This is a genomic window from Pseudomonas sp. B14(2017), assembly GCF_002113255.1.
GTDB classification, from domain to species: domain Bacteria; phylum Pseudomonadota; class Gammaproteobacteria; order Pseudomonadales; family Pseudomonadaceae; genus Aquipseudomonas; species Aquipseudomonas putida_Z.
Genome location: NZ_NEJY01000021.1, coordinates 64851 through 90935 on the forward strand (window position 1 = coordinate 64851; position 26085 = coordinate 90935).

The 26085-nt window shown below is 62.5% G+C and carries 24 protein-coding genes and 2 tRNA genes; 21 read left to right on the plus strand and 5 right to left on the minus strand.

The genetic code is table 11. The features are described from left to right. The first annotated feature begins 154 nt into the window (after nucleotides 1-154). Nucleotides 155-889 carry a peptidase C39 family protein gene (locus CAG34_RS21425; protein WP_025338520.1) on the plus strand — a complete coding sequence of 245 codons (735 nt, stop codon included), beginning with the start codon at nucleotides 155-157 and terminating at the stop codon, nucleotides 887-889. A gap of 111 nt (nucleotides 890-1000) precedes the next feature. Here the strand turns inward: CAG34_RS21425 and CAG34_RS21430 are convergent, their stop codons facing one another. Next, complete coding sequence (locus tag CAG34_RS21430) at nucleotides 1001-2284, minus strand: FAD-binding oxidoreductase (protein ID WP_025338521.1); 1284 nt, start codon at nucleotides 2282-2284, stop codon at nucleotides 1001-1003. Nucleotides 2285-2487: 203 nt separating this feature from the next. On the opposite strand from CAG34_RS21430, the gene CAG34_RS21435 reads away from it, so the two are divergent. The 7 genes from CAG34_RS21435 to CAG34_RS21465 all read left to right on the plus strand — a co-directional run bounded on the left by CAG34_RS21435 (nucleotide 2488) and on the right by CAG34_RS21465 (nucleotide 8409). Next, nucleotides 2488-2564 (plus strand) — tRNA-Val (locus CAG34_RS21435). A 202-nt stretch (nucleotides 2565-2766) separates the two neighbouring features. Then, nucleotides 2767-2843: transfer RNA gene (locus CAG34_RS21440), tRNA-Val, on the plus strand. A gap of 168 nt (nucleotides 2844-3011) precedes the next feature. Beyond that, nucleotides 3012-4382: an oligosaccharide flippase family protein gene (locus CAG34_RS21445; protein ID WP_085592269.1), complete on the plus strand. Its 1371-nt coding sequence runs from the start codon at nucleotides 3012-3014 to the stop codon at nucleotides 4380-4382. A gap of 356 nt (nucleotides 4383-4738) precedes the next feature. Further along, nucleotides 4739-5881, plus strand: coding sequence for a hypothetical protein (locus CAG34_RS21450; protein WP_085592271.1), 1143 nt, complete (start codon nucleotides 4739-4741; stop codon nucleotides 5879-5881). A 33-nt stretch (nucleotides 5882-5914) separates the two neighbouring features. Next, a complete protein-coding gene (locus CAG34_RS21455) occupies nucleotides 5915-7030 on the plus strand; it encodes a glycosyltransferase 61 family protein (RefSeq protein ID WP_085592273.1) in 1116 nt (371 codons plus the stop codon). Nucleotides 7031-7156: 126 nt separating this feature from the next. After that, nucleotides 7157-7726: an SPOR domain-containing protein gene (locus CAG34_RS21460; RefSeq protein WP_025338525.1), complete on the plus strand. Its 570-nt coding sequence runs from the start codon at nucleotides 7157-7159 to the stop codon at nucleotides 7724-7726. A gap of 257 nt (nucleotides 7727-7983) precedes the next feature. Beyond that, on the plus strand, nucleotides 7984-8409 hold the full coding sequence (locus CAG34_RS21465) for an HD domain-containing protein (protein ID WP_085592275.1): 426 nt from the start codon (nucleotides 7984-7986) through the stop codon (nucleotides 8407-8409). A gap of 14 nt (nucleotides 8410-8423) precedes the next feature. On the opposite strand, the gene CAG34_RS21470 is transcribed toward CAG34_RS21465, so the two are convergent. Together CAG34_RS21470 and CAG34_RS21475 are read right to left on the minus strand one after the other, a co-directional pair. Then, complete coding sequence (locus CAG34_RS21470; RefSeq protein WP_075044724.1) at nucleotides 8424-8666, minus strand: DUF1654 domain-containing protein; 243 nt, start codon at nucleotides 8664-8666, stop codon at nucleotides 8424-8426. Between the two features lie 84 nt (nucleotides 8667-8750). Continuing rightward, a complete protein-coding gene (locus CAG34_RS21475; protein WP_075044725.1) occupies nucleotides 8751-9668 on the minus strand; it encodes a LysR substrate-binding domain-containing protein in 918 nt (305 codons plus the stop codon). Between the two features lie 226 nt (nucleotides 9669-9894). Here CAG34_RS21475 and CAG34_RS21480 point away from each other — a divergent pair, with 226 nt between their 5' ends. The 5 genes from CAG34_RS21480 to CAG34_RS21505 all read left to right on the plus strand — a co-directional run bounded on the left by CAG34_RS21480 (nucleotide 9895) and on the right by CAG34_RS21505 (nucleotide 16553). Continuing rightward, nucleotides 9895-11181, plus strand: coding sequence for a dicarboxylate/amino acid:cation symporter (locus CAG34_RS21480; protein ID WP_025338528.1), 1287 nt, complete (start codon nucleotides 9895-9897; stop codon nucleotides 11179-11181). A gap of 11 nt (nucleotides 11182-11192) precedes the next feature. Next, entirely contained in the window at nucleotides 11193-12659 is a 1467-nt protein-coding gene (locus CAG34_RS21485) for an aspartate/glutamate racemase family protein (RefSeq protein WP_085592277.1), read from the plus strand. Between the two features lie 458 nt (nucleotides 12660-13117). Further along, nucleotides 13118-14500, plus strand: a complete 1383-nt coding sequence (locus CAG34_RS21495) for an FAD-binding oxidoreductase (protein WP_085592281.1) — start codon at nucleotides 13118-13120, stop codon at nucleotides 14498-14500. Between the two features lie 13 nt (nucleotides 14501-14513). Next, the gene (locus tag CAG34_RS21500) at nucleotides 14514-14864 is read left to right on the plus strand and encodes a cupin domain-containing protein (RefSeq protein ID WP_025338531.1); all 351 of its coding nucleotides are present in this window, start codon (nucleotides 14514-14516) and stop codon (nucleotides 14862-14864) included. Between the two features lie 177 nt (nucleotides 14865-15041). Further along, a complete protein-coding gene (locus CAG34_RS21505; RefSeq protein WP_085592283.1) occupies nucleotides 15042-16553 on the plus strand; it encodes a CoA-acylating methylmalonate-semialdehyde dehydrogenase in 1512 nt (503 codons plus the stop codon). A gap of 74 nt (nucleotides 16554-16627) precedes the next feature. Here the strand turns inward: CAG34_RS21505 and CAG34_RS21510 are convergent, their stop codons facing one another. Then, complete coding sequence (locus CAG34_RS21510; RefSeq protein WP_085592285.1) at nucleotides 16628-17716, minus strand: asparaginase; 1089 nt, start codon at nucleotides 17714-17716, stop codon at nucleotides 16628-16630. Nucleotides 17717-18122: 406 nt separating this feature from the next. On the opposite strand from CAG34_RS21510, the gene CAG34_RS21520 reads away from it, so the two are divergent. From CAG34_RS21520 to CAG34_RS21550, 7 genes are all read left to right on the plus strand, one after another. After that, complete coding sequence (locus CAG34_RS21520; RefSeq protein WP_085592289.1) at nucleotides 18123-19079, plus strand: sugar ABC transporter substrate-binding protein; 957 nt, start codon at nucleotides 18123-18125, stop codon at nucleotides 19077-19079. A gap of 21 nt (nucleotides 19080-19100) precedes the next feature. Beyond that, entirely contained in the window at nucleotides 19101-20654 is a 1554-nt protein-coding gene (locus CAG34_RS21525; protein WP_025338535.1) for a sugar ABC transporter ATP-binding protein, read from the plus strand. Next, nucleotides 20651-21646, plus strand: a complete 996-nt coding sequence (locus tag CAG34_RS21530) for an ABC transporter permease (RefSeq protein WP_015269786.1) — start codon at nucleotides 20651-20653, stop codon at nucleotides 21644-21646. Before CAG34_RS21525 ends, CAG34_RS21530 begins: the two co-directional genes overlap by 4 nt. A 4-nt stretch (nucleotides 21647-21650) precedes the next feature. Beyond that, nucleotides 21651-22673, plus strand: a complete 1023-nt coding sequence (locus CAG34_RS21535) for a LacI family DNA-binding transcriptional regulator (protein ID WP_085592291.1) — start codon at nucleotides 21651-21653, stop codon at nucleotides 22671-22673. 15 nt (nucleotides 22674-22688) lie between these two features. Beyond that, the gene (gene rbsK / locus CAG34_RS21540; protein ID WP_085592293.1) at nucleotides 22689-23597 is read left to right on the plus strand and encodes a ribokinase; all 909 of its coding nucleotides are present in this window, start codon (nucleotides 22689-22691) and stop codon (nucleotides 23595-23597) included. Next, on the plus strand, nucleotides 23594-23992 hold the full coding sequence (rbsD, locus tag CAG34_RS21545) for a D-ribose pyranase (RefSeq protein WP_085592295.1): 399 nt from the start codon (nucleotides 23594-23596) through the stop codon (nucleotides 23990-23992). Before rbsK ends, rbsD begins: the two co-directional genes overlap by 4 nt. 156 nt (nucleotides 23993-24148) lie before the next feature. After that, nucleotides 24149-25150, plus strand: coding sequence for a nucleoside hydrolase (locus tag CAG34_RS21550; protein ID WP_085592297.1), 1002 nt, complete (start codon nucleotides 24149-24151; stop codon nucleotides 25148-25150). On the opposite strand, the gene CAG34_RS21555 is transcribed toward CAG34_RS21550, so the two are convergent. Further along, nucleotides 25122-25334: a hypothetical protein gene (locus CAG34_RS21555; RefSeq protein WP_003260960.1), complete on the minus strand. Its 213-nt coding sequence runs from the start codon at nucleotides 25332-25334 to the stop codon at nucleotides 25122-25124. The genes CAG34_RS21550 and CAG34_RS21555 overlap by 29 nt on opposite strands. A gap of 276 nt (nucleotides 25335-25610) precedes the next feature. Here CAG34_RS21555 and CAG34_RS21560 point away from each other — a divergent pair, with 276 nt between their 5' ends. After that, a complete protein-coding gene (locus tag CAG34_RS21560; protein WP_003260961.1) occupies nucleotides 25611-25931 on the plus strand; it encodes an I78 family peptidase inhibitor in 321 nt (106 codons plus the stop codon). Nucleotides 25932-26085 lie beyond the last annotated feature (154 nt).

The window sequence follows — 26085 nt, forward strand, 5'->3', positions numbered from 1 at the left end:
TCTCTACGGGCCGCGCTCGGTCGCCGACGCCGGCCTTCCAGACACTGCTTTAGTCTAGTCTCTCGCCTGTGACGTTCCATTGACCAAAGGTCTATTGCTTGGTCCGATTTGCTCCTAACCGGTGTCGGACTATACCCGCGCCGCTGTCCGACCTATGATCGGTGGCCAGAGCCGGGCGCTGCCTGCCCGGCGTTGGAGCAAGCGAGTGTCCATGCAGCAACCTTCCTTCAAGACCATCCCTCGTCGGCTGCTGGCGGCCTGCCTGGTAGCGGCCAGCCTGGCCGGTTGTGCCAGCGCACCCTCCGCCAACCTCAAGGGTTTGCCGCAGCGGGTCGAGATCAGCAGCGTGCCGTTCTACCGTGGCAACGCCAACCACAGCGGGGCCATGGCATTGGCGGCGGTGCTGTCGCAACAGGGGGCTCCGATCACACCGGGGCTGCTGGACAAGCCGCTGAACCTGCCCCAGGGCGCCGAGGCGCTGGACACCGGCATCCCCCGGGTGGCGCGCGACTACGGCATGGTGGTGTATCCGCTGGACAAGCAGCTGGACGCGCTGTTGACCCAGGTGGCGGCGGGCAACCCGGTGCTGCTGCGTTACGAGGATGGTTCGGCCTGGTGGAGCGAGCCACGCTATGCCGTGCTGATCGGCTACGACCGCTACAAGCAGCGGGTGCTGTTGCGCTCGGGCATGCACCGGCGGCAGCTGATGGCGTTCGATGACTTTGCCTCGGCGTGGGCGAAGCTTGGGAGTTGGGCGGTGCTGGTGCAGCCACCGCGGCAACTGCCGGCCCAGGTGGACCGCCAGCGCTGGTTGCAGGCTGCGGATGAACTGGCCCGGGCGGGGCAGGAGATTGCAGCGAAGCAGGCCGTGAGTAGCCTGAACAAATAGCTTTGTCTGTACCGGCGCTTTCGCGGGCACGCCCGCTCCCACAGGGGCCGTGCAACCAGCACAAATCCTGTGGGAGCGGGCGTGCCCGCGAAGAGGCCAGCCCTGGCTACATCAGAAGCCCAGGCGATCGCGCAGGCTGTAGTACCAGGCACCAATGGCGCTGAACGGCACACGCAGCATCTGGCCACCCGGGAACGGGTAGTGCGGCAGGCCGGCGAAGGCGTCGAAGCGCTCGGCCTGGCCGCGCATGGCCTCGGCCAGCACTTTGCCCGCCAGGTGGGTGTAGGTCACGCCGTGACCCGAGCAGCCCTGGGAGTAGTAGATGTTGTCGCCGATACGGCCAACCTGCGGCAGGCGCGACAGGGTCAGCAGGAAGTTGCCGGTCCAGGCGTAGTCGATCTTCACGTTCTGCAGCTGCGGGAAGGCCTTGAGCATCTTCGGACGGATGATCGCCTCGATGTTGGCCGGGTCACGCGCGCCGTACACCACGCCACCACCGAAGATCAGGCGCTTGTCGCTGGTCAGGCGGTAGTAGTCGAGCAGGTAGTTGCAGTCCTCGACGCAGTAGTCCTGCGGTAGCAGGGTGCGCGCCAGTTCGTCGCCCAGCGGCTCGGTGGTGATCACCTGGGTGCCGCATGGCATGGACTTGCTGGCCAGTTCCGGCACCAGGTTGCCCAGGTAGGCGTTGCCGGCGACGATGATGAACTTGGCGCGGACCTTGCCCTGCGGGGTATGCACCACCGGGTTGGCGCCACGCTCGATGCGTACGGCCGGGGTTTGTTCATAGATGATGCCGCCCAGCGACTCGACCGCGGCGGCTTCGCCCAGGGCCAGGTTCAGCGGGTGGATGTGGCCGCCGCTCATGTCCAGCATGCCGCCCACATAGTTGTCGCAGGCGACCACTTCGCGGATGCGCTTCTGGTCCATCAGCTCCAGCTGGTTGTGACCGAAGCGTTCCCACAGGCGCTTTTGCGACTCCAGGTGACCCATCTGCTTGCTGGTGAGGGCAGCGAACACGCCACCGTCCTTCAGGTCGCACTGGATGTTGTACTTGGCCACGCGCTCACGAATGATGCGCCCGCCTTCGAAGGCCATCTGGCCCAGCAGCTGGGCCTGCTTGGGGCCGACGGTGCGTTCGATGACGTCGATGTCGCGGCTGTAGCTGTTGACGATCTGGCCACCGTTGCGGCCCGATGCGCCGAAGCCGACCTTGGCCGCTTCGACGATGCTCACCTTGAAGCCGTTCTCCAGCAGGAACAGGGCGCTGGACAGGCCGGTGTAGCCGGCGCCGATGATGCACACATCGGTTTCCACCTCACCCTGCAGCGCCGGACGTGGCGGCACCGGGTTGGCCGAGGCGGCGTAGTAGGACTGGGGGTAGGGGGTGTTAGCCATGCTGCAGGAACCTCGTGTTTTATATTTTTAACGAATGTACCGATGCTATCAATAATAATAAACACCCGCTAGTCGTCCGTTGAAAATCCTTTACTCGGTCCCCGTCAGCGCGCCTTTCTATAAAGAGTTTAAGATTCAGTAGGTTAGCGCGAAAAAAAATGTTGACAGGGTTTTTGGAATGGGTAGAATGCGCACCACACGACAGGCACATAGCTCAGTTGGTTAGAGCACCACCTTGACATGGTGGGGGTCGTTGGTTCGAGTCCAATTGTGCCTACCAAATCGAAGAAGGGGTGATCCGAAAGGGTCACCCCTTTTTTCATTGTGATTTTATGCGGCCAGGGGCTGGTGCGCAGCCCATCCGACCAGTGCCGTGCTCCGGCAAGGCGGCCCCATGGGTGGAAAACTCGAAAGTTTTTGATTTTTCTCAAAAAAACGCTTTACAGGTACGCATTCGATCACTAATATGCGCACCACACGACAGGCACATAGCTCAGTTGGTTAGAGCACCACCTTGACATGGTGGGGGTCGTTGGTTCGAGTCCAATTGTGCCTACCAAACAAAAGTCCCGGTTTCCGGGCATCAAAAGGGCGACCCCAAGGGGTCGCCCTTTTGTTTTTGTCGTGCCCAACGAAGGGCGATTTCACGCGCTGCAGTCTCGTCGGATAACCGCATAGCGAATTGCGACTATAGTGAGTCTCTAGCGATGGGGTCAGAGATGCGGCTATGCCTTCGATTGATGTGTCGCTTCCGTTGAGCCTGCGCAAACGAGCCATGTTGGCCAGTGCGTTGAACCTTCTCGCTGTCTTTGCTTCCCAGGTCATGCGGCTGGGCGGCAATCTGGTTATCACCCGCTTGCTCGTGCCGGAAATGTTCGGCGTGATGGCCATTGCAACCACTGTTGCAGTGGTGCTGCAACTGCTTTCCGATGTTGGGCTGCGGCCGAACGTCATTCAGAGCTCGCGCGGCGACGAACCGCTGTTTCTCGATACCGTGTGGACGGTGCAAGTCATCCGTGGGTTTGTGCTGTTCCTTCTGACGTTGCTATTGGCCCTGGGGGCAAAATTCACGCAGTACATCGAACTGTGGCCGGCCCATTCCACCTACGCCGCTCCAGAGCTACCGATGGTGCTGGCTTTGTCTGGGTTCGCCGCGATCATCTATGGCTTCCAGTCGCCCAAGGTCGATGTGGCCATCCGTGTCTTCCAGCAGAAGAAGGTGGTGATCGCCGAACTGATTGCACAGTTTGTCGGTTTGATAGTGATGCTCGTGGCAGGCTATCTCACCCGCTCCATCTGGTCATTGGTGGCGGCGGGGCTGCTGAGCACACTGGTTTTCACCGTACTCAGTCACCTGGTCTTCCAGGGGCCGCGCAACCGCCTGCGATGGGACCCCGCCGCGCTGCAAGAGGTGTTCGATTACGGGCGCTGGATCTTGTTGTCGTCCTCCGTAGGGGTGCTGGCGATGCAGGGTGACCGGATCTGGTTCGGTGGAAGTATGTCGGTCGCGGAACTAGGGGTCTATTCCATCGCTGTCGCCATCCTCGGGGCCATTCAGTCGGTCCTGCTGCGGCTGGCGGGGGCAGTCGCCTTGCCGGCCTTCAGTGAGGCAACGAGAAGTGGCGACAAAGAGCGGGTGCGCAGCCTTTACTATCGTTCCAGGGTGCTGTTCGACCTGACCTCGCTGTTCGCTTGCGGTTTTTTGCTGACTGCCAGCCCGCTGTTGATCAGTTGGCTGTACGACGACCGTTATGCCGGCGCCGGCAATACCATGGCCATTCTCTCGCTCTCTCTTTTCACCTTGCGCTTCACACTGGCACACCAGCTCTGGTTGGCCCTGGGGCTGACCAAATACGTGGCGATGGACAACATCATCCGGGTCGTTTCGCTGTTTATCCTGCTGCCGGTCCTCATGGCCATCGGTGGCGTGAGCTATGCCATCTGGGGTGTGGCGCTGCATACCTTCTTCACGCTTTTCCTGATTTTTCCTGTCAACCGCAAACTGGGACTGCTGGACCTGAAGCGCGAGGTTGTAGTACTGCCTGCCCTGCTGATCGGCGTCTTTTTCGGTGAAATGATAACCAGCCTGTTCACCTGATTGGGTCGTGAAGGCGCAGGCAGTTGGGCGTGTGGTCGGTAGACACATGGGCCGCGAAAGGTTCCAGCGCCTGGGAGGGGAGGCTGCATCAGCCGGCCTCTGAGGCCGCATGGTCAGGTATGCCGTTGTTATCTTTCGCCATATCCACAAGTAGAAAAAATGGCGCCATAAAACATACAGTTTTCACTGGCTAATCATTGAATAATCAATGATTAAGCGTGTCTTGACAGATCTTTTTCGTAGATCTTTAATCTTTTGGTATATGGTGGCCCAAGGCGTTTAAGTGCCAAAGGTTATTGCGTGTTTATTTGGCATCGCTTATTACCTGTTAACTGGATAAGCTCCAAGGACATGAAATGAGAGAGCACATACGAAAGCTCATAACGCCGTCGATGCGCTTCGAAATAAGAAAGTTCTTGACTTGGGCCCAGGATATAATGGGGCGCGCGTGTTTGTGGCGCTGGGAAATTACCAGGTTTCGGCTGCAGGCAAGTAACGACTACGAAGTCTTATATGTGGGTCGAAAGAGCCGCAAGGAAATGGCCAAGCTGCTCATCGGCGGTAAACCCGAGGCCGACACCAAATCCGGTGATGGCACGCAACAGCCTGGCGCCGCGTCCCATAGGGTGTTGATCAGCGAGATGCCCAGTGCAGGTGCCCTGTACGTGCCCCATTATCTGAGTGCCATCATCCCCTTGGGGCGTCCGCTTGAAGAGATCATCGCCCGCTACGACGGTGAACTGCGCCGCAACATCCGCAAGTGTCGGCCACTGTACCGCATGCAGCAGGTGCTGACGGACGAGGAGATTGGCAAGGCCGACCGGGAAATGTTGCAGCCTTATGCCCAGGCGCGGCATGGCCTGTATGCCAAACAGTTCGATTCCCAGGACGTGTTGCGCATCGCCAAGACCGTTGGCCGGCTCGACCTCGTGATGAAAGGCGACGAGGTTGTAGCCTGTCATTTCGGTTGTGTAATAACCCGGGCCGGCAAGCGCTATTGGAGCACGCTTCGCTTTGGCTACCCGGAGGCCGTCTTCAACGACCCAAAACGACTGCGCGAGGTCAACTCGATCACTACATTCATGGCCCTGGAATGGGCCATCGAGCAGGGTTTCGATTATTACGATATCGGCCAATGTCTGGCACGTCCGGACGATGGGCTTTTGAAATGGAAGCGCCGGCGCGGCGGTGATGTGGATACCTTGGGCAACCAGGCTTATATGTTCGTCCGGCTGCCGAAGACCGGCATCGCCAAGTTTCTCTGGGAATTCCCGTTATTTGCCGTCGAGAACAGCAGGCTCACACTGCATCTGGGTTTGCCGGATGGGCCAAGTGACGACGAAGTTGTCGACCGCTATCGTGAAATGGTCTTCGGTGGATTATTCAAGATATACATTTACTGTGCGAAAGCGCCTGGCGAACTGCTGCTGGAGAACTTGCGTGATCGATATGCTCACTTCCAGTCCCCTCCCATTCTGGAAAAAGTAGTGTGCAACTGAGCGTGAAAGAAAGCCTTTCAATGAGAGCGCTGCATGATGAACGACATTTCGGATGTAGACACGAAGGGATCCGACCATAAAAGCTGGAGCTTGGCCGCATACAAGTACCTCGCAAGAAAGCGGCTGGTACGAAAGCCGTCGGAGAACCTGAAGAACCTTGCGGTCAGGACCTGGGATATCGCCCCGGTCGAGGTCACCCCAGCGCCTCCCGCTTTCTTTCTGCCGAATCAGTTGGAGCGAGTGACCGGCTGGGAAGCGAAACGTTTCTTTCCTTTCGAGCATCCGCGGCGGACCATGGAGGGGCTGGGCAGCGTCGCACAGGCCCCTACCAGGGGCTATCTGATCAAGGACGTCATTCTGATCGATGGCGCACTCTACAAGAACAATGCCAGCTTCTGGCTGTCTGACCGGCCCAACGGGTTGCCGCGAATCGTCGTGGAGCAAGAGATCGAGCGTGGGGCCGCTTATTGTTCACGTTACGGCAACCGCTGGTTTGGAACGTGGCTGGCCGAGGATTGCGTCACATATGCTTTGGCCCGTAACGAAGGCGTGCCGGTCACCACGGCACCCTCGGGCAGGTTCCCCCTTTTTTCCCAGGCTGCGCAGTACGAAGAATGGCTTGGCATGCATCCGCTTCGGCTGCACACGGCTTTTTTTCGAGAGTTGGTGCTGTTCGATGACTTCAGCCACAACACAAACCAGTCCGAGCGATACCGCGCCATGGGCCAAAAGTTGTTGTCGCGGGTAAATTACCAGTCCCACCCGGGGGTTTTCATCTTGCGGGGCGGTGATGGGGATCCGCGCCTGCTGCACAACGAACTGGAGATCGCCGAACATCTGCAAAAACATCGCGGCTTTCGCATCCTTGCCCCTTTGAAGTGCGACCTGGCAACCATCGTGGAAACCTGTGCCGGGGCGAGGGTAGTGGTGGGCGTCGAAGGCAGCCAGCTCATCCACGGTATGAATGTGCTGTCGCCCGGCGCTTCGGTGCTGACGCTGCAGCCACCTGATCGCTTTGTCTGCTTCTACAAGTACCTGACTGATCGCGATCAACAGCATTTCGGCTTTGTGGTCGGGATACCTGATGGCAGCGGCTTCCGCATCGACCTTGATGAGCTCGAACGGACCTTGGATCTGCTGCCGTCATGACAGGGCAAGGCATGCCATGACTGCCTGAGGTGCATGAGCACTGGTTGCACGGTGTAACGTATGGTCGCGGTCCTTGCCCGGGGAGGGCGTGCTAGAATCCGCGCCTTCGAATCTGGAGGTACACGCGTGCGCAAACTGGCTGTGGTAATGGCAGTGCTCGCCCTGGCGGGCTGTGAGAACGAGGTCGAAGGCGTGCACAAACAGGTGGCCGAACACCTGCACAACCCCAAGACCGCCAAGTTCGGCAACGTGCGGATCGACACCCAGGGCACCATCTGCGGCCAGGTCCGCGGCAAAGATGATGCCGGGCAGTACGAAGCCTACCGCAGCTACGTGGCGATCAAGCGCGATGGCCAATACGAAATCATCGTCGACGACAGCGGCAACAACCTGCGCATCCGCGAGATGTGTGGCGGCGCCGAGCTGCAACGTCGCGCCGAAGCCCTGGCTGGCCAGCCGGCCCCGCAAGGCTGGGATGTGGAAGTGATCCAGGGCGCCAACATGGGCGCGCTCAGCGACATGACCGCGCGCCTGATCGAAAAGGGCATCCCGTCCTCGGTGGAGTACCGCGACGGCAAGCCGGTGGTGCTGATGGGGCCGTTCCCCAGCCGTGAGGAAGCCGAAGCACGCAAGGCCGAGGTGATGGCCAAGCTGGGTACCGATTCGGTGGTGATCCAGCACGGCGCAGCGCGCTAAACCCGGTTTCTGCAGGCGCGGCCTTTTGTGGGAGCGGCCTTGTGTCGCGAAAGGGCTGCGCAGCGGCCCCAGAATCTTGAACCCTGCACAGATTGCCGGGGCCGCTATGCGGCCCTTTCGCGACACAAGGCCGCTCCCACACGGCTTCCACAAGGCCGCTTGTGCAAGGTCGGCGCGGCACAGTCAAACGCGCGCTAGACATTGTCCGCACAGTTTTGGCTATGCTTGGCAGGAAGAAGCCGAACGGGGAGGGCCTCATGTCTACACTGGAGCGGGCCATTGCCGTGGCCGCCAGGGCGCATGAAGGGCAATACGACAAGGGTGGGGCTGCTTATATCCTCCACCCGCTACGCGTGATGATGCGGGTTTCCACAACCGAACAACGGATTGTCGCGGTGCTTCACGATGTGATCGAAGACACCCCGCTGACCCTGTCCGACCTGGCGCGCGAGGGTTTCGCGCTGAAAATCCTTGCCGCCTTGCTGGCGCTCAGCCGCCGTGAGGGCGAGGCCTACCAGGACTTCGTGGTGCGCCTGGGCGGTGACCCGCTGGCGCGCACCGTCAAGCTGGCCGACCTGGCCGACAACAGCGACCTTTCGCGCATCCCCTGCCCAGGCCCCACCGACCTGGAGCGGCTGGCGCGTTACCGCGAAGCCAGCGCCTACCTGCAGGCGTTGGCCTGAGGTTGAATACGCGGTCAGTCTTCCTTCGGCACGGTCCAGAAAATCTGCACGCCGCCATCGTCGCGGTGGGCGAGGGTGACGTTATCGTTTTCGGCGATTTCCTCGAGCAGGGTTTCCCAGTCTTCCGGGGCTTCCTGTTCCAGGCGAAAGATCAGCGCCGCGCGGCTGCGCTGGGCAGTGGGGCTGTTGATGATCTTCTGGATGCGCATACCCAGTTGTTCATAGCTGCTCGGGGTGGCGGAGGCGGTGCTGGACACAAGTGTTTCCTTGTTTTTGCTGTATGCACATACAGTATTTCACTGTAAGTAATTTCGCAACAGCTTGTCAGGGGAAAACTGTGCTCAAGCCTGGGCCGATCCGTGCGCAGCGTTATCCAGGGTATTCCACAGGCTTCTCATCGTAGGGTTCTGATTCAACAGCGAGCAGTACGAGCGGATCTCCAGGCGAGTGCTCCATTCGGCGCCTCCAGCCTGCACGAGCAACCCTCTTTCCAGCTCGTCATTCACTGCACTGTGGGGCAGCCAGGCTACCCCATAGCCCTCGACAGCCATGCGAACCAGCAGCATCGCCATATCGGCCTCATAGCAGCGTTCCAGGGGGGCGACTTCAGGTGCGTTGCGAATGACGACGTCTGCCACTTTCCCCAAGAATGTCGTGGCCGTGTACGCCAGGTGCGGAATAGGCTTCTTGCCTGCGCAAAGCCGGAACATCGGCTTGCCCTGCGCGTCGGGCGCACACACGGGGATGAATGCATCATGGCCGAGTGCCAGGCTACCGAAGCGCTCAGGGTCCAGGGAGATGGGGGTAAGCGGATGATGGTAGACAATCATCAGGTCGCAGCTGCCTTCTTCAAGGGCGATGACGGCGTCATTGATGTTGGCCGCCACTACCCGGGCATTGAAGCGCTCGTTTTGCTGCTGGAACTGGCTGAGCCATTTCGGCAGGAACGTCATGGACAGGCTGTGGGCTGCCGTGATCTGGATCGAGCGCCCTGGCATCCGTTTCACGTCCCTCAGGTCGGCGCGCAGTGCCATCAAGGCGGCGAGCGCCTGGCGGGCTTCAGCGCAGAAGGTCTGGCCGGCGGGCGTGAGCTGTACCGGGTAGGTGGCACGATCAACCAGTTCGACACCCACCCACTCTTCGAGCGAGCGGATTCTCCTGGAGAGCGCGGACTGTGTAACGCATCGCACCTCGGCGGCGCGGGAAAAATTCTTCCACTCGGCGATCGCCATGAGGTCGTCCAGCCACTTGATTTGCATCGCTGATCTCCTTCGCCAGGCGCTCAGTGTAAGCGTGTTCGCACAAGCCTCGACAGCGATGCCTATAAACTATTCCGAAAACGCATAGGCTCAGCCCTATTACTCATCAACTTGTTTTTTCGTGGCGATAAACTTGTCTCCAGCACTCTCCTAGCGAGTTGCTGTTCCTGTCTTTATTCCAATCCTGCCAAGTAGAAAAAATAGAAAATAACTTGAGGAAAACATCGTGAAAAACAATAAGCTTCCGCGCCGAATTGCGATAGGTATCGCCTTGGGCGTAGTCGTCGGCTGGGCATGTCATCATTTCGCAGGCAGCGAACAGGACGCCAGGCAGATAGCAGCCTACTTCTCCATGGTGACGGACATCTTTCTGCGTCTGATCAAAATGATCATTGCGCCGCTGGTGTTCGCCACACTTGTCGGCGGGATCGCAAGCATGGGCAATTCACGTTCGGTCGGCCGCATCGGCTTTCGTGCCATGGCCTGGTTCGTCTGCGCTTCGGCCATTTCACTGGCGATCGGCATGGCGCTGGTCAACCTGTTCGAACCAGGCGCTGGCATCAACTTGCAGGTCGCGCAGCACGCTGATGCCGTTACAGCCCCGGTGAATACGGGGGACTTCAGCCTCAAGGTATTTATCAGTCATGTATTCCCTCGCAGTATTGCCGAGGCCATGGCTAATAATGAAATACTTCAAATTGTGGTCTTCTCTTTGTTCTTCGGCTTCGCTCTGGCTGGCGTCAACCGAGCTGGCCATACAAAGATTGTGGACTGCATCGATGAACTTGCGAAAGTGATGTTTCGCATCACTGACTATGTCATGGCATTTGCACCGATCGGGGTTTTTGCAGCGATCGCTTCGGCAATCACTACTCAAGGCCTGGGGCTGCTGGTCGACTATGGCAAGCTCATTGTCGAGTTCTACCTGGGCATCCTGCTGCTGTGGGCAGTGCTGTTCGGTGCGGGTTACTTGTGCCTGGGCAAGTCTGTTTTCACGCTCGGCAAACTGATTCGCGAGCCTGTGCTGCTGGCGTTCTCCACGGCCAGCAGCGAGGCGGCCTACCCGAAAACGATGGAAGCGCTCGAGAAGTTCGGTGCGCCGAAACGCGTGTCCAGCTTCGTCCTGCCGTTGGGCTACTCGTTCAACCTCGACGGTTCGATGATGTACCAGGCGTTCGCCATCATGTTCATCGCCCAGGCATACAACATCGACCTCAGTTTCACCCAGCAGGTGTTGATCCTTTTGACACTGATGATTACCAGCAAGGGCATGGCGGGCGTGGCGCGGGCGTCGGTGGTGGTGGTCGCTGCGACCTTGCCGATGTTCAACCTGCCTGAGGCTGGCCTGCTGTTGATCATCGGTATCGATCAGTTCCTCGACATGGCGCGTACCGCTACCAACGTCGTGGGCAACAGCATTGCCACGGCGGTGATCGCCAGATCAGAGCCACAGACCGAGCCGGAAGCGGCAAGCGGGGCGTCCACCCTCGACCGCCCGGTATCGGCCGCCTGAGGAGTTTGCTCATGAAGTCGAAGAAGGCAGCAGGTCCACAAGCTTTTGCCCACACGATCGGGATTGTCGGCGGGCTTGGTTCGCTCGCGGGGGGCGACCTTTTCTACAAGCTTGTGAAGTCGCGGGCGGTGCTGGAGGACCAGGGGCGTTTTCATTTCCTGCTCGAGCAACATCCCTTCAAGGATGTGCTGCTGCCTCTGGACGCAAGCGCAAGCATGACCTCGCGAAAGTTCTACGTTTTCGAGGTGTGCAGGTCATTCGAAGCGAGCGGTGTGGATGCGATCATGCTGCCTTGCTTTGCCAGCCAGACGTTCCGCGCACAGATCCAGGAAGAGCTGGGGATTCCGGTACTGGACATGATGGAAGCCTTGGTGCGACACATCCGTCAGGTCGCGGAGCCAGGCAGTACACTCGGTGTGCTTGCTTCGGATTATGTGCGCCATTCCGGGCTCTTCGAACAAGCGTTGGGCCGCCAGTACGATGTGGTGTACCCCGACGCGCAAGCGCAGGTCGCGCTGATGGAGGCCATGTATGGCGTCAACGGCATCAAGGATGGGCACCTGGATGGCATGCCTCTGGAGTCCGTGTACCAGGCATGCCTGTCAGTGCAGGCACAGGGTGCCACCTTGGTCGTGCCGGGTATGACCGAGCTTTCGCTGGTGTGCGCCGACCTGCAGCGCCGTGGCATTGCCGCACTGGATATCAATGAGCTCTACGCCACGTTTGCGACCCAAGGCTCAAGTGCGCCCCGTGAACTGCCTTTCAAGCTGGGTATCGTGGGTGGTGTCGGCCCTGCAGCGACGGTGGATTTCATGGGCAAGGTGGTTGCCGGTACGCCTGCGGGCCGGGATCAGGACCATATCAAGATGGTGGTCGAGCAGAACCCGCAAATTCCGGACCGCACGGCCAGCCTGCTGAATGATGAAACCGACCCGACGATGGCCATGTACGCGACCTGCAAGCGCCTGGAAAGCGCCGGTGCCAACGCAATTGCAATCCCGTGCAATACCGCTCACGCGTTTGTTGAACGCATCCAGGAGCACCTGCGCGTGCCAATCGTCAACATGCTCACCGAGACGATCGACTGGATAAGGCAAACATACGGCCGCGACAAGTCAGTCGGCCTGCTGGCGACGTCAGGCACCGTCGCCAGCCAGGTCTATCACCAGGCAGCGAGCCGCGCCGGGCTTGAGATTGTTGTGCCGGCGCCGGATTACCAGAAGCTGGTCATGGAGGCCATTTACGGTGAGCGGGGCATCAAGGCTGGCTTCACTGAAGGACTGTGTCGGGACCAGTTGCTGATTGCGGCCGAGCATCTCTCGGAAGTGGGGGCGACGGTGCTGATTCTGGGCTGTACGGAACTGCCGCTGGTGCTCAGCCACTGTGATGCTTATGAGCTGAGTGGCAGGACGGTTGCCCTGGTGGACCCCACCATGATTTTGGCACGCAGATGTGTCGCGTTGGCTGGGGGCAGGTAGTTAGCAGCATACTCATACGTTGCACATTCCCTGTGTGGGTTTCACCCGCGAATGGGTCGGTGCCGGGTGTCTGGCGGGTACCTGGGCTTTGTTGAAATCAAGCGGTAGCCGTGATTGAGCTCGAGGGCCTCTTCGCGGGTGAACCCGCTCCCACAGGTTCAGCGCCAACTCGAAGCCCTCGCCGTCCCTGTGGGAGCGGGCGCGCCCGCGAAGCAGGCGACGCGGTGGATGGCACCGGCTTTGCCGGTGTTCGCAGGCATGCCCGCTCCCACAGGTACCGCGCAACTGCAAATGCTGATGATCGTTCATACATTTGTATGGCTGATGGCTCCGTCTATTGAAAATGGTCGATACCACCCCCCGCCAACCCCGCATAACCTCAGGCCAACACGCACTGGTCAGTACTGACTAAACGAAGCCTCTACACCAGTCGCAAACGCCAACGGGAAGCCACCAGCATGTCAGCGAAATCCGATTTGTCCCTGTTACCCAACAAACCGCTATGGTTTGCCCCGAGCGCGCCACGGGCCCGGCTGGACGGCGTGGCCGATGCCGATGTGGTGATCGTCGGTGCCGGGTACACGGGGTTGTGGACCGCCTACTACCTGCTCAAGAGCGACCCGTCGCTGCGCGTGGTGCTGCTGGAAAAGAACGCCGTCGGCTTCGGCGCCTCAGGCCGCAACGGCGGTTGGGCCTCGGCGATCTTCCCGATTTCCCTGCGCCGGGTGGAGCAACTGTATTCCCACCATGCGGCCTTGCACCTGCAGGCTGCGATGAACGCAACGGTCGACGAGATCGGCCGGGTGCTGGCGCTGGAAGGGGTCGATGCCGACTATGCCAAGCAGGGCTTCCTCTCTCTGGCCCGCAGCGCCCCACAGATGGCGCGGGCGCGTGCGGCCGTGGAGGCCTCGGCGCGCTTCGGGCTGCCCGACCAGTGGCAAGTGCTGGAAGCAGCCGAAGCCCAGGCCCGGACCGGTGCCCAAGGCACCCTTGGCGGCCTCTACACCGAACACTGCGCGCTCATCCACCCCGGCAAGCTGGTGCGTGGCCTGGCCAAGCTGGTCGAAAGCCTGGGCGCGACAATCTACGAGCAGTCGGCGGTCACCCAGATGGCCCCGGGCGTGGTGCACACCGAACACGGTTCGGTACGTGCCGGCATGACCGTGCGGGCCACCGAGGCATTCACTTCGCAACAGCCGGGCAAGTCGCGTTTCGTCATCCCGCTGTATTCGCTGGTGCTGGCCACCGAGCCGTTGCCGCGTGAACTGCTGGCCCGGCTCAACCTCGACCACCGCCTGGCGTTCAACGACATGCGCCACCTGCGCGTATACGGCCAGGTCACCGCCGAAGGCCGGCTGGTGTTCGGTGGCCGGGGCGCGCCCTACAAATGGGGCTCGAGCATGCCCGAACAGGCTGACCTGGTGGACAGCATCCACGGCAAGATCCACGACACCCTGCTCGAATTCTTCCCGGCCCTGCGCGACGCCCGCATCACCCACCGCTGGGGTGGCGCGCTGGGTGTTTCCCGCGACTGGTGCCCGACCGTCAGCATCGACCGCAACCAGCGCATGGCCTGGGCCGGCAACTACGTCGGTGACGGCGTGGCCACCAGCAACCTGGCCGGGCGCATTCTGCGCAACCTGATTCTCGAGCGTGATGAAGACATCAACACGCTGCCCCTGGTCAACCACCGCTCGCCATCCTGGGAGCCAGAACCGCTGCGCTGGTTCGGCATCAACAGCGGCCTGGCTGCCGCGTCGCTCAGTGATCTGGAAGAGCGCTACACCCACAAACCTTCACGTACCGCGATGCTGCTGGAAAAGCTCACTGGCGCCCATTGAAAGGAGAAACCCCATGCCTTCGTTCACCATCATCAAGCACGCCGACATCAAGGCACTGCCACTGAACCCTGCCGGTCAGCGTGCCGGCGCCGACAAGGGGGACCCGCAGATCGCCATCAGCAAGCAGGCCCCGGAAGCGGTCGGCAACCTCGGCGTATGGGAATGCCAGCCCGGCGGCTGGCCGGTGGTCGACCGTCCTGACACCGAGTTCACCTACATCATCTCCGGCAAGGCGCTGCTCACCGACGACAGCACCCGGGAGGTGGTGGAAGTGACCGGCGGCGACCTGATCATCCTGCCGCCAGGCTGGACCGGCCGCTGGGACGTGCTGGAAACCGTGCGCAAGGTCTACGCCATCTACTGACGCAACACTGGCCCTTTGTACCTTACTCGGCATTTGAAAGCTGGCGCGATCCCTGTGGGAGCGGGCTTGCCCGCGAACACGGGCGAAGCCCGTGCCATCCACCGCGGTGCCTGATTCGCGGGCACGCCCGCTCCCACAGGGGCAGGCGCTCTACCAATGAATTACGGGAAAAATACAATGACCCAAACCATCATGAACTGGATCTCCGGCGCTCAGGCCGAGACCACCAGCGGCCAGCAACTGCCGGTCTACAACCCGGCCACCGGCGTGGTCACCGGCCAGGTGCAGCTTTCTGCGCAAAAGGACGTGGACGCCGCCGTCGCGTCGGCCAAGGCCGCTTTCCCGGCCTGGAGCAACCTCTCGCCACTGCGCCGTTCGCGGGTGCTGAACAAGTTCCTGGCGTTGCTCAACGAGCACCGCGACGACCTGGCCCGCATGATTACCGCCGAGCACGGCAAGGTGTTCACCGATGCCCAGGGCGAGGTGATGCGCGGCATCGAGATCGTCGAGTTCGCCTGCGGCGCGCCGCAACTGCTGAAAACCGACTTCACCGACCAGGTCAGCACCAACATCGACAACTGGACCCTGCGCCAGCCACTGGGCGTGGTCACCGGCATCACCCCGTTCAACTTCCCGGTGATGGTGCCGATGTGGATGTTCCCGGTCGCCCTGGCCACCGGCAACACCTTCGTGCTCAAGCCCAGCCCGCTGGACCCGAGCCCGAGCCTGTTCATCGCCGAGCTGCTGAAGCAGGCCGGCCTGCCGGACGGCGTGTTCAACGTGGTGCAGGGCGACAAGGACGCGGTCAACGCGCTGATCGAGCACCCGGATGTGCAGGCGGTGTCGTTCGTCGGCTCCACGCCGATCGCCAACCACATCTACGAAACCGGTGCCCGCCACGGCAAGCGCGTGCAGGCGCTGGGCGGGGCGAAGAACCACCTGGTGGTGATGCCCGACGCCGACATCGATCAGGTGGTCGATGCCCTGATCGGTGCCGCCTATGGCTCGGCTGGCGAGCGTTGCATGGCTATCAGCGTGGCGGTGTTTGTCGGTGACGATACTGCCGAGAAGGTCATGCCCAAGCTGATCGAGCGTACCCGCGAGTTGAAAGTGCTGAACGGTACCAACCTCGAAGCCGAGATGGGCCCGATCGTCACCCGCGCGGCGCTGGAGCGCATCACCGGCTACATCGAGCAAGGCGTGAAGGAGGGCGCGAAGCTGCTGGTCGATGGCCGCAACTTCAACGGCCAGACGGCTGGCGAAGGTTGTGGTGACGGTTTCTGGCTGGGCGGCACGCTGTTCGACAACGTCACCCCGGACATGCGCATCTACAAGGAAGAGATCTTCGGCCCGGTACTGGCCTGCCTGCGGGTGAAGGACTTTGCCGAAGCGGTCGACCTGATCAACGCCCACGAGTTTGGCAATGGCGTGAGCCTGTACACCCGCGACGGTCATATCGCCCGCGAGTTCGGCCGCCGTATTCAGGTGGGCATGGTCGGTATCAACGTGCCGATCCCGGTGCCGATGGCCTGGCATGGCTTTGGTGGCTGGAAGAAGAGCCTGTTCGGTGACATGCATGCCTACGGTGAGGAAGGGGTGCGCTTCTACACCAAGCAGAAAAGCATCATGCAGCGCTGGCCGCAGGCGATTGCCAAGGGGGCGGAGTTCGCGATGCCGACCAGCCACTGAGGCATTCGGCTAGCTGACAGCAAACGGCCCCGCCCACGCAGCGGGGCTGTTTGCATTTCAGGGGGTACTAGCGATCAGTACTCCCAGAAGATCCGCTGCAGCTCCTTGCTGTCCTGGGTCCTGGTCATCGCCACCATCGCCAGGATCCGCGCCTTTTGTGGGTTCAGGTCATGGGCCACGACCCAGTCGTTCTTGTCATCCGGCTGTTCGGCGTTGCGCAGCACGAAACCACCTTGGTTGACGTGCGACGAGCGAATGATCTGCACGCCGTTCTTGCGCAGTTCCTGCAGCGCCGGCACTACCCGCGACGACACCGAACCGTTGCCGGTACCGGCATGGATCAGTGCCTTGGCCCCATTCTGCGCCAGCGCCTTGTAGGCGGTGTCGGTGACGTTGCCATAGCCATAGGCGATGTCCACCTGCGGCAGGCTGCTGATCTGCTTGATGTCGAACTCGGAGTTGACCGTGTGGCGCTTGGCCGGCAGGCGGAACCAGTAGGACTTGCCTTCCACCACCATGCCCATCGGGCCCCAGGCGCTCTTGAAGGCTTCGGTCTTGATGTTGAGTGCCTTGCTCACATCACGGCCGGACTGGATCTCGTCATTCATGGTCACCAGCACGCCCTTGCCGCGCGACTGCTTGTCGCTGGCCACGGCCACGGCGTTGTACAGGTTGAGCATGCCGTCGGCGGACATGGCGGTGCCCGGGCGCATCGAACCGACGACCACGATCGGCTTGTCGGTCTTTTCCACCAGGTTGAGGAAGTAGGCGGTTTCTTCCAGGGTGTCGGTGCCGTGGGTGATGACGATACCGTCCACGTCCTTGCTTTCGGCAAGTTCGGCAACGCGTTTGCCCAACTTGAGCAGGTCGTCGTTGGAGATGCTCTCAGAGGCGATCTGCATGACCTGCTCGCCGCGTACGTTGGCCACGTTGGCCAGTTCCGGTACGCCGGCGATCAGCTTGTCGACGCCCACCTTGGCGGCCTGGTAGGTGGCGCTGTTAGCGGCGCTGGCGCCGGCACCGGCAATGGTGCCGCCGGTGGCAAGAATGACCACGTTGGCCAGCTTCTGCTGGGTTTCGGCTTCTTTGGCCGAGGCGGTGGTTGGCAGCACCAGCAGCAGGGCGAGTGCGCTGGGGGCGAAGGTTTTCAGTGCGGCATTCATCGTTATTGTTCTCTCTCTTCCTAATGAGATGGTTGTTTTGTCGCACAGGGTGCAAGGCAGGTTTCGTACCAGTTGCGCGCACGGGCCTTGTGGGAGCGGCCTTGTGTCGCGAAAGGGGCGCGCAGCGGCCCCGGATCCCGGCGCAACAACACACACTGCCGGGGCCGCCTTGCGGCCCTTTCGCGACACAAGGCCGCTCCCACATGCGGGGGTGTGTCATTCGAGATTCCGAACAAACGTAGGAAAAGACGTTCGGCTTTTCGGAAAAAATCCGGATAAACTGCCCCAGGCTCGACTTGACCTCCCACAGCCAAACGGATTTGACAAACCCCGGTCCTGTTTCCATAGTTAGGCAACGCAAACGTTTGCGATCCGACAAAAAACACAAGATCCGGAGTCATCGTCCATGAAACTGCCGTTCCCCGGTCGTCTGCTGGCCCTCGCGGTCATTTCCTCGCTGTCCCTGGCCCTGCCGTTTTCGGCCGCCCACGCCGAAGACAAGCCCAAGGTCGCCCTGGTCATGAAGTCGCTGGCCAACGAGTTCTTCCGCACCATGGAAGACGGCGCCAAGGACTACCAGAAAGCCCACGCCGATGAATTCGAGCTGATCGCCAACGGCATCAAGAACGAGACCGACACCGGCGAGCAGATCCGCATCGTCGAGCAGATGGTCAACGCGGGCGCCAAGGCTCTGGTCATTGCCCCGGCCGACTCCAAGGCGCTGGTATCGGCGGTGAAGAAGGCCATGGACCAGGGCGTGGTGGTGATCAACATCGACAACCGCCTGGACCCTGAACTGCTCAAGAGCAAAGGCATCAGCGTACCCTTCGTGGGCCCCGACAACCGCAAGGGCGCGCGCCTGGTTGGCGACTACCTGGCCAACGAGAAGCTCAAGGCCGGCGACCAGGTCGGCATCATCGAAGGCGTGCCGACCACCACCAACGCCCAGCAGCGTACCGCCGGCTTCAAGGACGCCATGGAGGCCGCGCAGATCAAGATTGTCTCGGTGCAGAGCGGCAATTGGGAAATCGACAAAGGCAACGCCGTCGCCGCCTCCATGCTCAACGAATACCCCGACCTGAAAGCCTTGCTGGCCGGTAACGACAGCATGGCCCTGGGCGCCGTGTCGGCCGTGCGTGCTGCTGGCAAAGCCGGCCAGGTGCAAGTGGTGGGCTACGACAACATCAACGCCATCAAGCCGATGCTCGCCGATGGCCGCGTGCTCGCCACCCTCGACCAGGCGGCCAGCCAGCAGGCGGTGTATGGCATCCAGGCGGCGCTGAAAATGGTCAAGGGCGAGAAGCCTGACGTGGATGCCGACAACGTCATCCAGACCCCGGTCCAACTCATCACCAAGCCCTGATCGCTGGCAGGAGAAACGGCCATGCCTGCATCGGCCAATGAAGTGGTGCTCGCCGCCAGCGGCCTGGGCAAGACCTACGCCCAGCCCGTGCTCGGCGAGGTCAGCCTGAACCTGCGGGCCGGCGAAGTGCTGGCGCTGACCGGTGAGAACGGCGCCGGCAAGAGCACCCTGTCCAAGCTCATCAGTGGCCTGGAAACGCCCACCACCGGGCACATGCACTACCGCGGCCAGGCCTACGCGCCTGGCAGCCGCAGCGAGGCCGAGCGCCTCGGCGTGCGCATGGTCATGCAGGAGCTGAACCTGCTGCCCACGCTGACCGTGGCGGAAAACCTGTTCCTCGACAACCTGCCCGGCCGCTTTGGCTGGATCAGCCAAAAGCGCCTGCGCCAACTGGCCACGGCCGCCATGGCCCAGGTCGGCCTCGACGCCATCGACCCGGACACCCCGGTCGGCGAGCTGGGCATCGGCCACCAGCAGATGGTCGAAATCGCCCGCAACCTGATCGGCGATTGTCATGTGCTGATCTTCGACGAGCCCACCGCCATGCTCACCGCGCGCGAGGTGGAGCTGCTGTTCACCCAGATCGAGCGCCTGCGCCAACGTGGCGTGGCCATCGTCTACATCTCCCATCGCCTGGAAGAACTGCAGCGCGTGGCCCAGCGCATCGTCGTGCTGCGCGACGGCAAGCTGGTGTGCGACGAGCCGATCCAGCGCTACAGCAGCGCCGAGCTGGTCAACCTGATGGTCGGCCGCGAGCTGGGCGAGCATATCGACCTGGGCCGCCGGCAGATCGGCGCGCCGCTGCTCAAGGTCGACAAGCTCAGCCGTGCCGACAAGGTGCGTGAAGTGTCATTCGAGGTCAGGGCAGGGGAGATCTTCGGCATCTCCGGCCTGATCGGTGCCGGCCGTACCGAACTGTTGCGCCTGATCTACGGCGCCGACCGTGCCGACAGCGGCAGCATTGCCCTCGGCCAGCCACCGCAGGTGGTCACCATCGACTCGCCCAAGGCTGCCGTGCAGGCCGGTATCGCCCTGATCACCGAAGACCGCAAAGGCGAGGGCCTGCTGCTGACGCAGTCGATCAGCGCCAATATCGCCCTGGGCAACCTCGGCGCGGTATCACGGGCCGGTGTGCTCGATGGCGAGGCCGAAGCGGCCTTGGCCGAGCGCCAGATCCAGGCCATGCGCATTCGCAGTGCCGGCCCGCAGCAAGTGGTGGGCGAGCTGTCTGGCGGCAACCAGCAGAAGGTGGTGATCGGCCGCTGGCTGGAGCGCGATTGCCAGGTGCTGCTGTTCGACGAGCCCACCCGTGGCATCGACGTCGGCGCCAAGTTCGACATCTATGGCCTGCTGGCCGAGCTGGCGCGCCAGGGCAAGGCCCTGGTGGTGGTGTCCAGCGACCTGCGCGAGCTGATGCTGATCTGCGACCGCATCGCCGTGCTGTCGGCCGGTCGCCTGATCGACACCTTCGAGCGTGACCATTGGAGCCAGGACCAGCTGCTGGCCGCGGCCTTTGCCGGTTATCAGAAACGTGACGCACTGCTGCATGACGCAGCTCCCAGGATGGATGCATGAAAACCACCCCGCTCGACAGCCAAGGCGCCGCACCGGTGCGCCGCAGTGGCACCTATCTTGGCCTGGGTACCTACCTGGGCCTGGCCGGCGCCTTGCTGGCGATGATCGTGCTGTTCTCGTTCCTCAGCAGCCACTTCTGGTCGTACAACACCTTCAGTACCCTGGCCAACCAGATCCCCGACCTGATGGTGCTGGCGGTGGGCATGACCTTCGTACTGATCATTGGCGGCATCGACCTGTCGGTGGGCTCGGTGTTGGCGCTGGCAGCCTCGACGGTCAGCGTGGCGATTCTCGGCTGGGGTTGGGGCGTGCTGCCTTCGGCCCTGCTGGGCATGGCCGTGGCCGCGCTGGCTGGCAGCATCACCGGCGGCGTCACTGTGGCCTGGCGCATTCCGTCGTTTATCGTTTCGCTCGGGGTGCTGGAAATGGCCCGCGGCCTGGCCTACCAGTTCACCGACTCGCGCACCGCCTATATCGGCGATGCCTATGCCTGGTTCTCCAACCCCATCGCATTCGGCATCTCGCCGGCGTTCATCATCGCCTTGCTGGTGATCGTGCTGGCCCAGTTGGTGCTGACCCGCACGGTGTTCGGCCGCTACCTGATCGGCATCGGCACCAACGAAGAGGCCGTGCGCCTGGCCGGTATCGACCCGCGCCCGTACAAGGTGCTGGTGTTCGCCCTGATGGGCTTGCTTGCCGGCCTGGCCGCGCTGTTCCAGATCTCGCGCCTGGAGGCCGCCGACCCCAATGCCGGCTCCGGCCTGGAGCTGCAGGTGATCGCCGCCGTGGTGATTGGCGGCACCAGCCTGATGGGCGGGCGTGGCTCGGTCATCAGCACCTTCTTTGGTGTGCTGATCATTTCGGTGCTGGCTGCAGGGCTGGCGCAGATCGGTGCCAGCGAACCGACCAAACGCATCATCACCGGGGCGGTGATCGTCATCGCCGTGGTGCTCGACACTTACCGTAGCCGGCGTGCAGGCCGGCGGAACTGAAAACATGGCAACCATCAAAGACGTCGCGGCACTGGCGGGCATTTCCTACACCACTGTGTCCCATGTGCTGAACAAGACCCGGCCGGTCAGCGAGCAGGTGCGGCTGAAAGTCGAAGCCGCCATCGCTGAGCTCGACTACGTGCCCAGCGCCGTGGCCCGCTCGCTGAAGGCGCGCAGCACGGCCACCATCGGCTTGCTGGTGCCCAACAGCGTCAACCCGTACTTCGCCGAACTGGCGCGGGGCATCGAAGACGCCTGCGAGCGCAACGGCTACTGCGTGATCCTGTGCAACTCCGACGACAACCCGCAGAAACAGCGCAGCTACCTGCGTGTACTGCTGGAAAAACGCATCGACGGCCTGGTGGTGGCTTCGGTAGGCCAGGACAGCGACCTGCTGCAAAGCCTGACTGGCGTGCGCACGCCCATGGTTATCGTCGACCGCGAACTGGATGGCGTCGATGCCGACCTGGTGCGCATCGACCACGAGCAGGGCGCCTACCTGGCCACCCGTCACCTGCTGGAGCTTGGCCACCGCGACATCGCCTACATCGGCGGCCCCGCCGAGACCGGGGTCACCCAGCTGCGCCTGAGCGGCTTCCGTCGCGCCATGGCCGAGGCCGGCGCAGCGGTGCTGGGCGACCGCGTGCTGCACTGCGACTTCACCAGCCCGGGGGGCCATGCGGTGGCAACCCGGTTGCTGGACGGCAAGCGGCCCACGGCGATCTTCGCCGGCAACGACATGATCGGCTTCGGCGTGCTGCGTGCCGCGGCCGAACGCAATATCAACGTGCCTGGCGAGCTGTCGGTGATCGGCTTCGACGACATCGAACTCAGCCGCTATGTGTACCCACCGTTGACCACGGTGGGCCAGTCGATCCGCGAGTTGGGCGAGAGCGCCGCGTCGCTGTTGCTGGCGCGTATCGGCACACCCCGGCAGGGCGCGGCGGAGCAACGCATCGTCGCCCCGCGCATCGTGTTGCGCGAGTCCACCGGGCCGCGCCCGGACCTGTTCAACGATTACCGCTAACGCTAAGGAAATGTCATGAGTGCCAAGGTCGTGGTAGTCGGTAGCCTCAACATGGACCTGGTGGCCCGCGCCCAGCGCCTGCCCCGGGCCGGCGAAACACTCCCCGGCGAAAGCTTTTTCACCGTGCCGGGCGGCAAGGGGGCCAACCAGGCGGTGGCCGTGGCGCGCCTGGGCGGCAGCGTGGCGATGATCGGCAACGTCGGAGACGATGATTATGGCCGGCAACTGCACCGGGCCTTGTATGTGGAAGGCATCGACTGCCAGGGCGTCAGCACCTGCCAGGGCGTGTCCAGCGGTGTGGCGCTGATCACCGTGGATGCCGCCAGCCAGAACTGCATCGTCATCATCCCCGGTGGCAACGGCCTGCTGACGCCGCAGTCGGTGCAGCGGTTCGATGCGCTGCTGCAGGCGGCCGAGGTGATCATCTGCCAGCTGGAAGTACCGGCCGACACCGTGGCCTGGACCCTGGCCCGGGGGCATGAACTGGGCAAGCGGGTGATCCTGAACCCGGCGCCGGCGACCGGCCCCTTGCCGGCGGGCTGGTTCGCCCACATCGACTACCTGACGCCCAACGAAAGCGAGGCCGAAGCCCTGACCGGCGTGGCGGTGGCTGATCTGGACAGTGCCCGGCGCGCCGGCGAGCGCTTGCTGCAACTGGGCGCGGGCAAAGTGATCATTACCCTGGGCGCGCAAGGGGCCTTGCTGGTCACTCGTCAGGGCCATCAGCACTTCCCCGCGCCGGTGGTGCAGCCGCTGGACACCACGGCAGCCGGCGATACCTTCATCGGCGGCTTTGCCGCTGGCCTGGTGCGCGGCCTGGAGGAGGGCGAAGCCATCGCCTTCGGCCAGCGCGCCGCGGCCCTGTCGGTTACCCGCGCCGGCGCCCAGCCGTCGATTCCCTACCTGGCGGAGCTTGCGCCATGAAGAAAACCCCACTGCTGAACGTCGCCCTGTCGCGGACCATTGCCGGCATGGGGCATGGCGACATCCTGGTGATCGGCGATGCCGGGCTGCCGGTGCCGCCGGGTGTCGAACTGATCGACTTGGCCGTCATGCCCGGCCTGCCGGATTTCGCCAGCGTGTTGCGGGGTGTGCTGAGCGAATTGCAGGTAGAGCGCCACGTGCTGGCCGAAGAGATGCAGAAAGTAGTGCCACCGGCGCTGGTCGAGATCGAGCGGCTGAAGGGCAAGCTGGGCAAGCGCGAATGGCTGAGCCATGAAGATTTCAAGGAGTTGTCACGCAGTGCCCGTGCGGTAGTGCGCACCGGCGAGTGCCAGCCCTACAGCAACATCGCGCTGATTTCCGGCGTGACTTTCTGAAGGTGGGGGCTGCGCCCCCGAATCGCCGGCAAGCCAGCTCCCACAGGTACTGCGCAATGCTTGAGGCCGATGCAGTACCTGTGGGAGCTGGCTTGCCGGCGATTGGGCCGCAAAGCGGCCCCAGAAACCACCACCCAGGCAACAGGAGTGCCACCCATGCTCAAACCCCTGCTACAAGGAATCGCCCTCATGGCCGCAGCCACCACCCTCCAGGCCGCCCCCATCGACCTGATCATCGACACCGACCCCGGCGCCGACGACGTGGTCGCGCTGTTCCTGGCCATGGCCTCGCCCGACGAGCTCAACATCCGCGCCATCACCACCGTGGCCGGCAACGTGCGCCTGGAAAAAACCTCGCGCAACGCCCGCCTGGCCCGCGAATGGGCCGGCCGCGAAGACATCCCGGTGTATGCCGGCGCCGCTCGCCCGCTGGTGCGCAAGCCGATCTACGCCGCCGACGTGCACGGCGAAGAAGGCCTTACCGGCATCCAGGTCCACGAACCGAAAGCGCCGCTGGCCCAGGGCAATGCCGTGCAATACCTGGTCGACACTCTGGGCGCCGCCAAGCCCCACAGCATCACCATCGCCATGCTCGGCCCACAAACCAACCTGGCCCTGGCGCTGATCCAGCGCCCGGACATCGCCAAAGGCATCAAGCAAGTGGTGGTCATGGGCGGTGCCCATTTCAACGGCGGCAACATCACCCCGGCGGCGGAATTCAACCTCTATGCCGACCCACATGCCGCCGAAGTGGTGCTGGCCAGCGGCGTGCAACTGACCTACCTGCCGCTGGACGTCACCCACAAACTGCTGACCAGCGACGCCCGCCTCAAGCAACTGGCGGCGGTGAACAACCAGGCCAGCAAACGGGTGGTGGATATCCTCAACGCCTACATCACCCACGACATGGACCTGTACGGCATGCCCGGCGGCCCGGTGCACGACGCCAGCGTCATCGCCTACCTGCTCAAGCCCGAGCTGTTCAGCGGCCGGCGCATCCATATGAGCATCGACAGCCGCGAAGGCCCCAGCTTCGGCCAGACCCTTGCCGACTGGTACGGCGTGCTAAAGCAGCCAGCCAACGTGATGTGGGTGGAGGAGGGCGATGCCCAGGGCCTGTTCGACCTGCTCAGCGCCCGTTTGGCGCGATTGGAATAGCCGTGTGCGGCGCGTAGCGCTCGAACACCTGGTCGAAGAAGCTGCGTGCCGCCTCGGCGCCGCGATCGCGCACCAGCAGGTCGATGGCAATCAGCAGCAACTCCTCCGGCGTGCCAGGGCTGTACGCGCTCTGGCCTTCGGCCCATTTGACCTTGATATCGGCTTCGATGCTGTGGCTGCTCATGAAAGGCTCTCGCTTGGGGCCCGGGACGAAGGGGCGAACACCTGACCCTGGTGTTCGATGGAGGCGGGGTGCGCTCCACTTCTTGCACTAAATCATGACTTTGCGTCAGTGACCTTGCGGCTTAAGCATATGGCAAACGCAGCAGGTTGTGCAAAATCCGGTCACGATTGCGTTTTCGCCTCGGCTGCCGAGTTCAGGCAGACTTGACCGGTTTTGCAACAAAAGATGAGCGGAACTGTCGGATCAGACAGTTCCCGGACCGATTTAGGAGGCTTCATGTTCCGTACCCGTGCTTACCTGGCAACCCTGGCGGTGGCTGCTGTCCTGGCTGGTTGCAGCACTGGTGGCAATTCTGCTGGTGGCGCTGCGCCAGCCACGCCGGCAGGCAACGATGGCCGCTGCGAAGCCAGCGGCGCCGATTTCGCCATTGGCAAGCCCGCCAGCGCCGAGCTGCTGGAGCAGGCGCGCAAGGCCAGTGGCTCGCAGATGGCCCGCATTCTCAAGCCGCACGACGTGGTTACCCTGGAGTACCGCTCCGAGCGCTTGAACCTGAACGTGGACGAGCAGGGCAAGGTGGTTCGCGTCAATTGCGGTTGACCTTACTGGCCTCATCGCTGGCAAGCCAGCTCCCACAGGTGCGACGCCGCTGGTGAGGCCTGTGCTGGACCTGTGGGAGCTGGCTTGCCGGCGATGAGGCCGGTAAAGGCAACAGATGCCATAAAAAAACCCGCCACAAGGGCGGGTTTTTTTA

Bases quoted from the DNA above. Each gene is read 5' to 3' on its own strand.
- CAG34_RS21485 (WP_085592277.1), top strand. From the start codon at position 11,193: ATGAAGTCGAAGAAGGCAGCAGGTCCACAAGCTTTTGCCCACACGATC.
- CAG34_RS21535 (WP_085592291.1), top strand. From the start codon at position 21,651: ATGGCAACCATCAAAGACGTCGCGGCACTGGCGGGCATTTCCTACACC.
- rbsK (WP_085592293.1), top strand. From the start codon at position 22,689: ATGAGTGCCAAGGTCGTGGTAGTCGGTAGCCTCAACATGGACCTGGTG.
- CAG34_RS21445 (WP_085592269.1), top strand. From the start codon at position 3,012: ATGCCTTCGATTGATGTGTCGCTTCCGTTGAGCCTGCGCAAACGAGCC.
- CAG34_RS21560 (WP_003260961.1), top strand. From the start codon at position 25,611: ATGTTCCGTACCCGTGCTTACCTGGCAACCCTGGCGGTGGCTGCTGTC.
- CAG34_RS21500 (WP_025338531.1), top strand. From the start codon at position 14,514: ATGCCTTCGTTCACCATCATCAAGCACGCCGACATCAAGGCACTGCCA.
- CAG34_RS21530 (WP_015269786.1), top strand. From the start codon at position 20,651: ATGAAAACCACCCCGCTCGACAGCCAAGGCGCCGCACCGGTGCGCCGC.
- CAG34_RS21430 (WP_025338521.1), bottom strand. From the start codon at position 2,284: ATGGCTAACACCCCCTACCCCCAGTCCTACTACGCCGCCTCGGCCAAC.
- CAG34_RS21475 (WP_075044725.1), bottom strand. From the start codon at position 9,668: ATGCAAATCAAGTGGCTGGACGACCTCATGGCGATCGCCGAGTGGAAG.
- CAG34_RS21550 (WP_085592297.1), top strand. From the start codon at position 24,149: ATGCTCAAACCCCTGCTACAAGGAATCGCCCTCATGGCCGCAGCCACC.
- CAG34_RS21510 (WP_085592285.1), bottom strand. From the start codon at position 17,716: ATGAATGCCGCACTGAAAACCTTCGCCCCCAGCGCACTCGCCCTGCTG.
- CAG34_RS21505 (WP_085592283.1), top strand. From the start codon at position 15,042: ATGACCCAAACCATCATGAACTGGATCTCCGGCGCTCAGGCCGAGACC.
- rbsD (WP_085592295.1), top strand. From the start codon at position 23,594: ATGAAGAAAACCCCACTGCTGAACGTCGCCCTGTCGCGGACCATTGCC.
- CAG34_RS21520 (WP_085592289.1), top strand. From the start codon at position 18,123: ATGAAACTGCCGTTCCCCGGTCGTCTGCTGGCCCTCGCGGTCATTTCC.
- CAG34_RS21495 (WP_085592281.1), top strand. From the start codon at position 13,118: ATGTCAGCGAAATCCGATTTGTCCCTGTTACCCAACAAACCGCTATGG.
- CAG34_RS21525 (WP_025338535.1), top strand. From the start codon at position 19,101: ATGCCTGCATCGGCCAATGAAGTGGTGCTCGCCGCCAGCGGCCTGGGC.
- CAG34_RS21425 (WP_025338520.1), top strand. From the start codon at position 155: ATGATCGGTGGCCAGAGCCGGGCGCTGCCTGCCCGGCGTTGGAGCAAG.
- CAG34_RS21555 (WP_003260960.1), bottom strand. From the start codon at position 25,334: ATGAGCAGCCACAGCATCGAAGCCGATATCAAGGTCAAATGGGCCGAA.
- CAG34_RS21450 (WP_085592271.1), top strand. From the start codon at position 4,739: ATGAGAGAGCACATACGAAAGCTCATAACGCCGTCGATGCGCTTCGAA.
- CAG34_RS21465 (WP_085592275.1), top strand. From the start codon at position 7,984: ATGTCTACACTGGAGCGGGCCATTGCCGTGGCCGCCAGGGCGCATGAA.
- CAG34_RS21455 (WP_085592273.1), top strand. From the start codon at position 5,915: ATGATGAACGACATTTCGGATGTAGACACGAAGGGATCCGACCATAAA.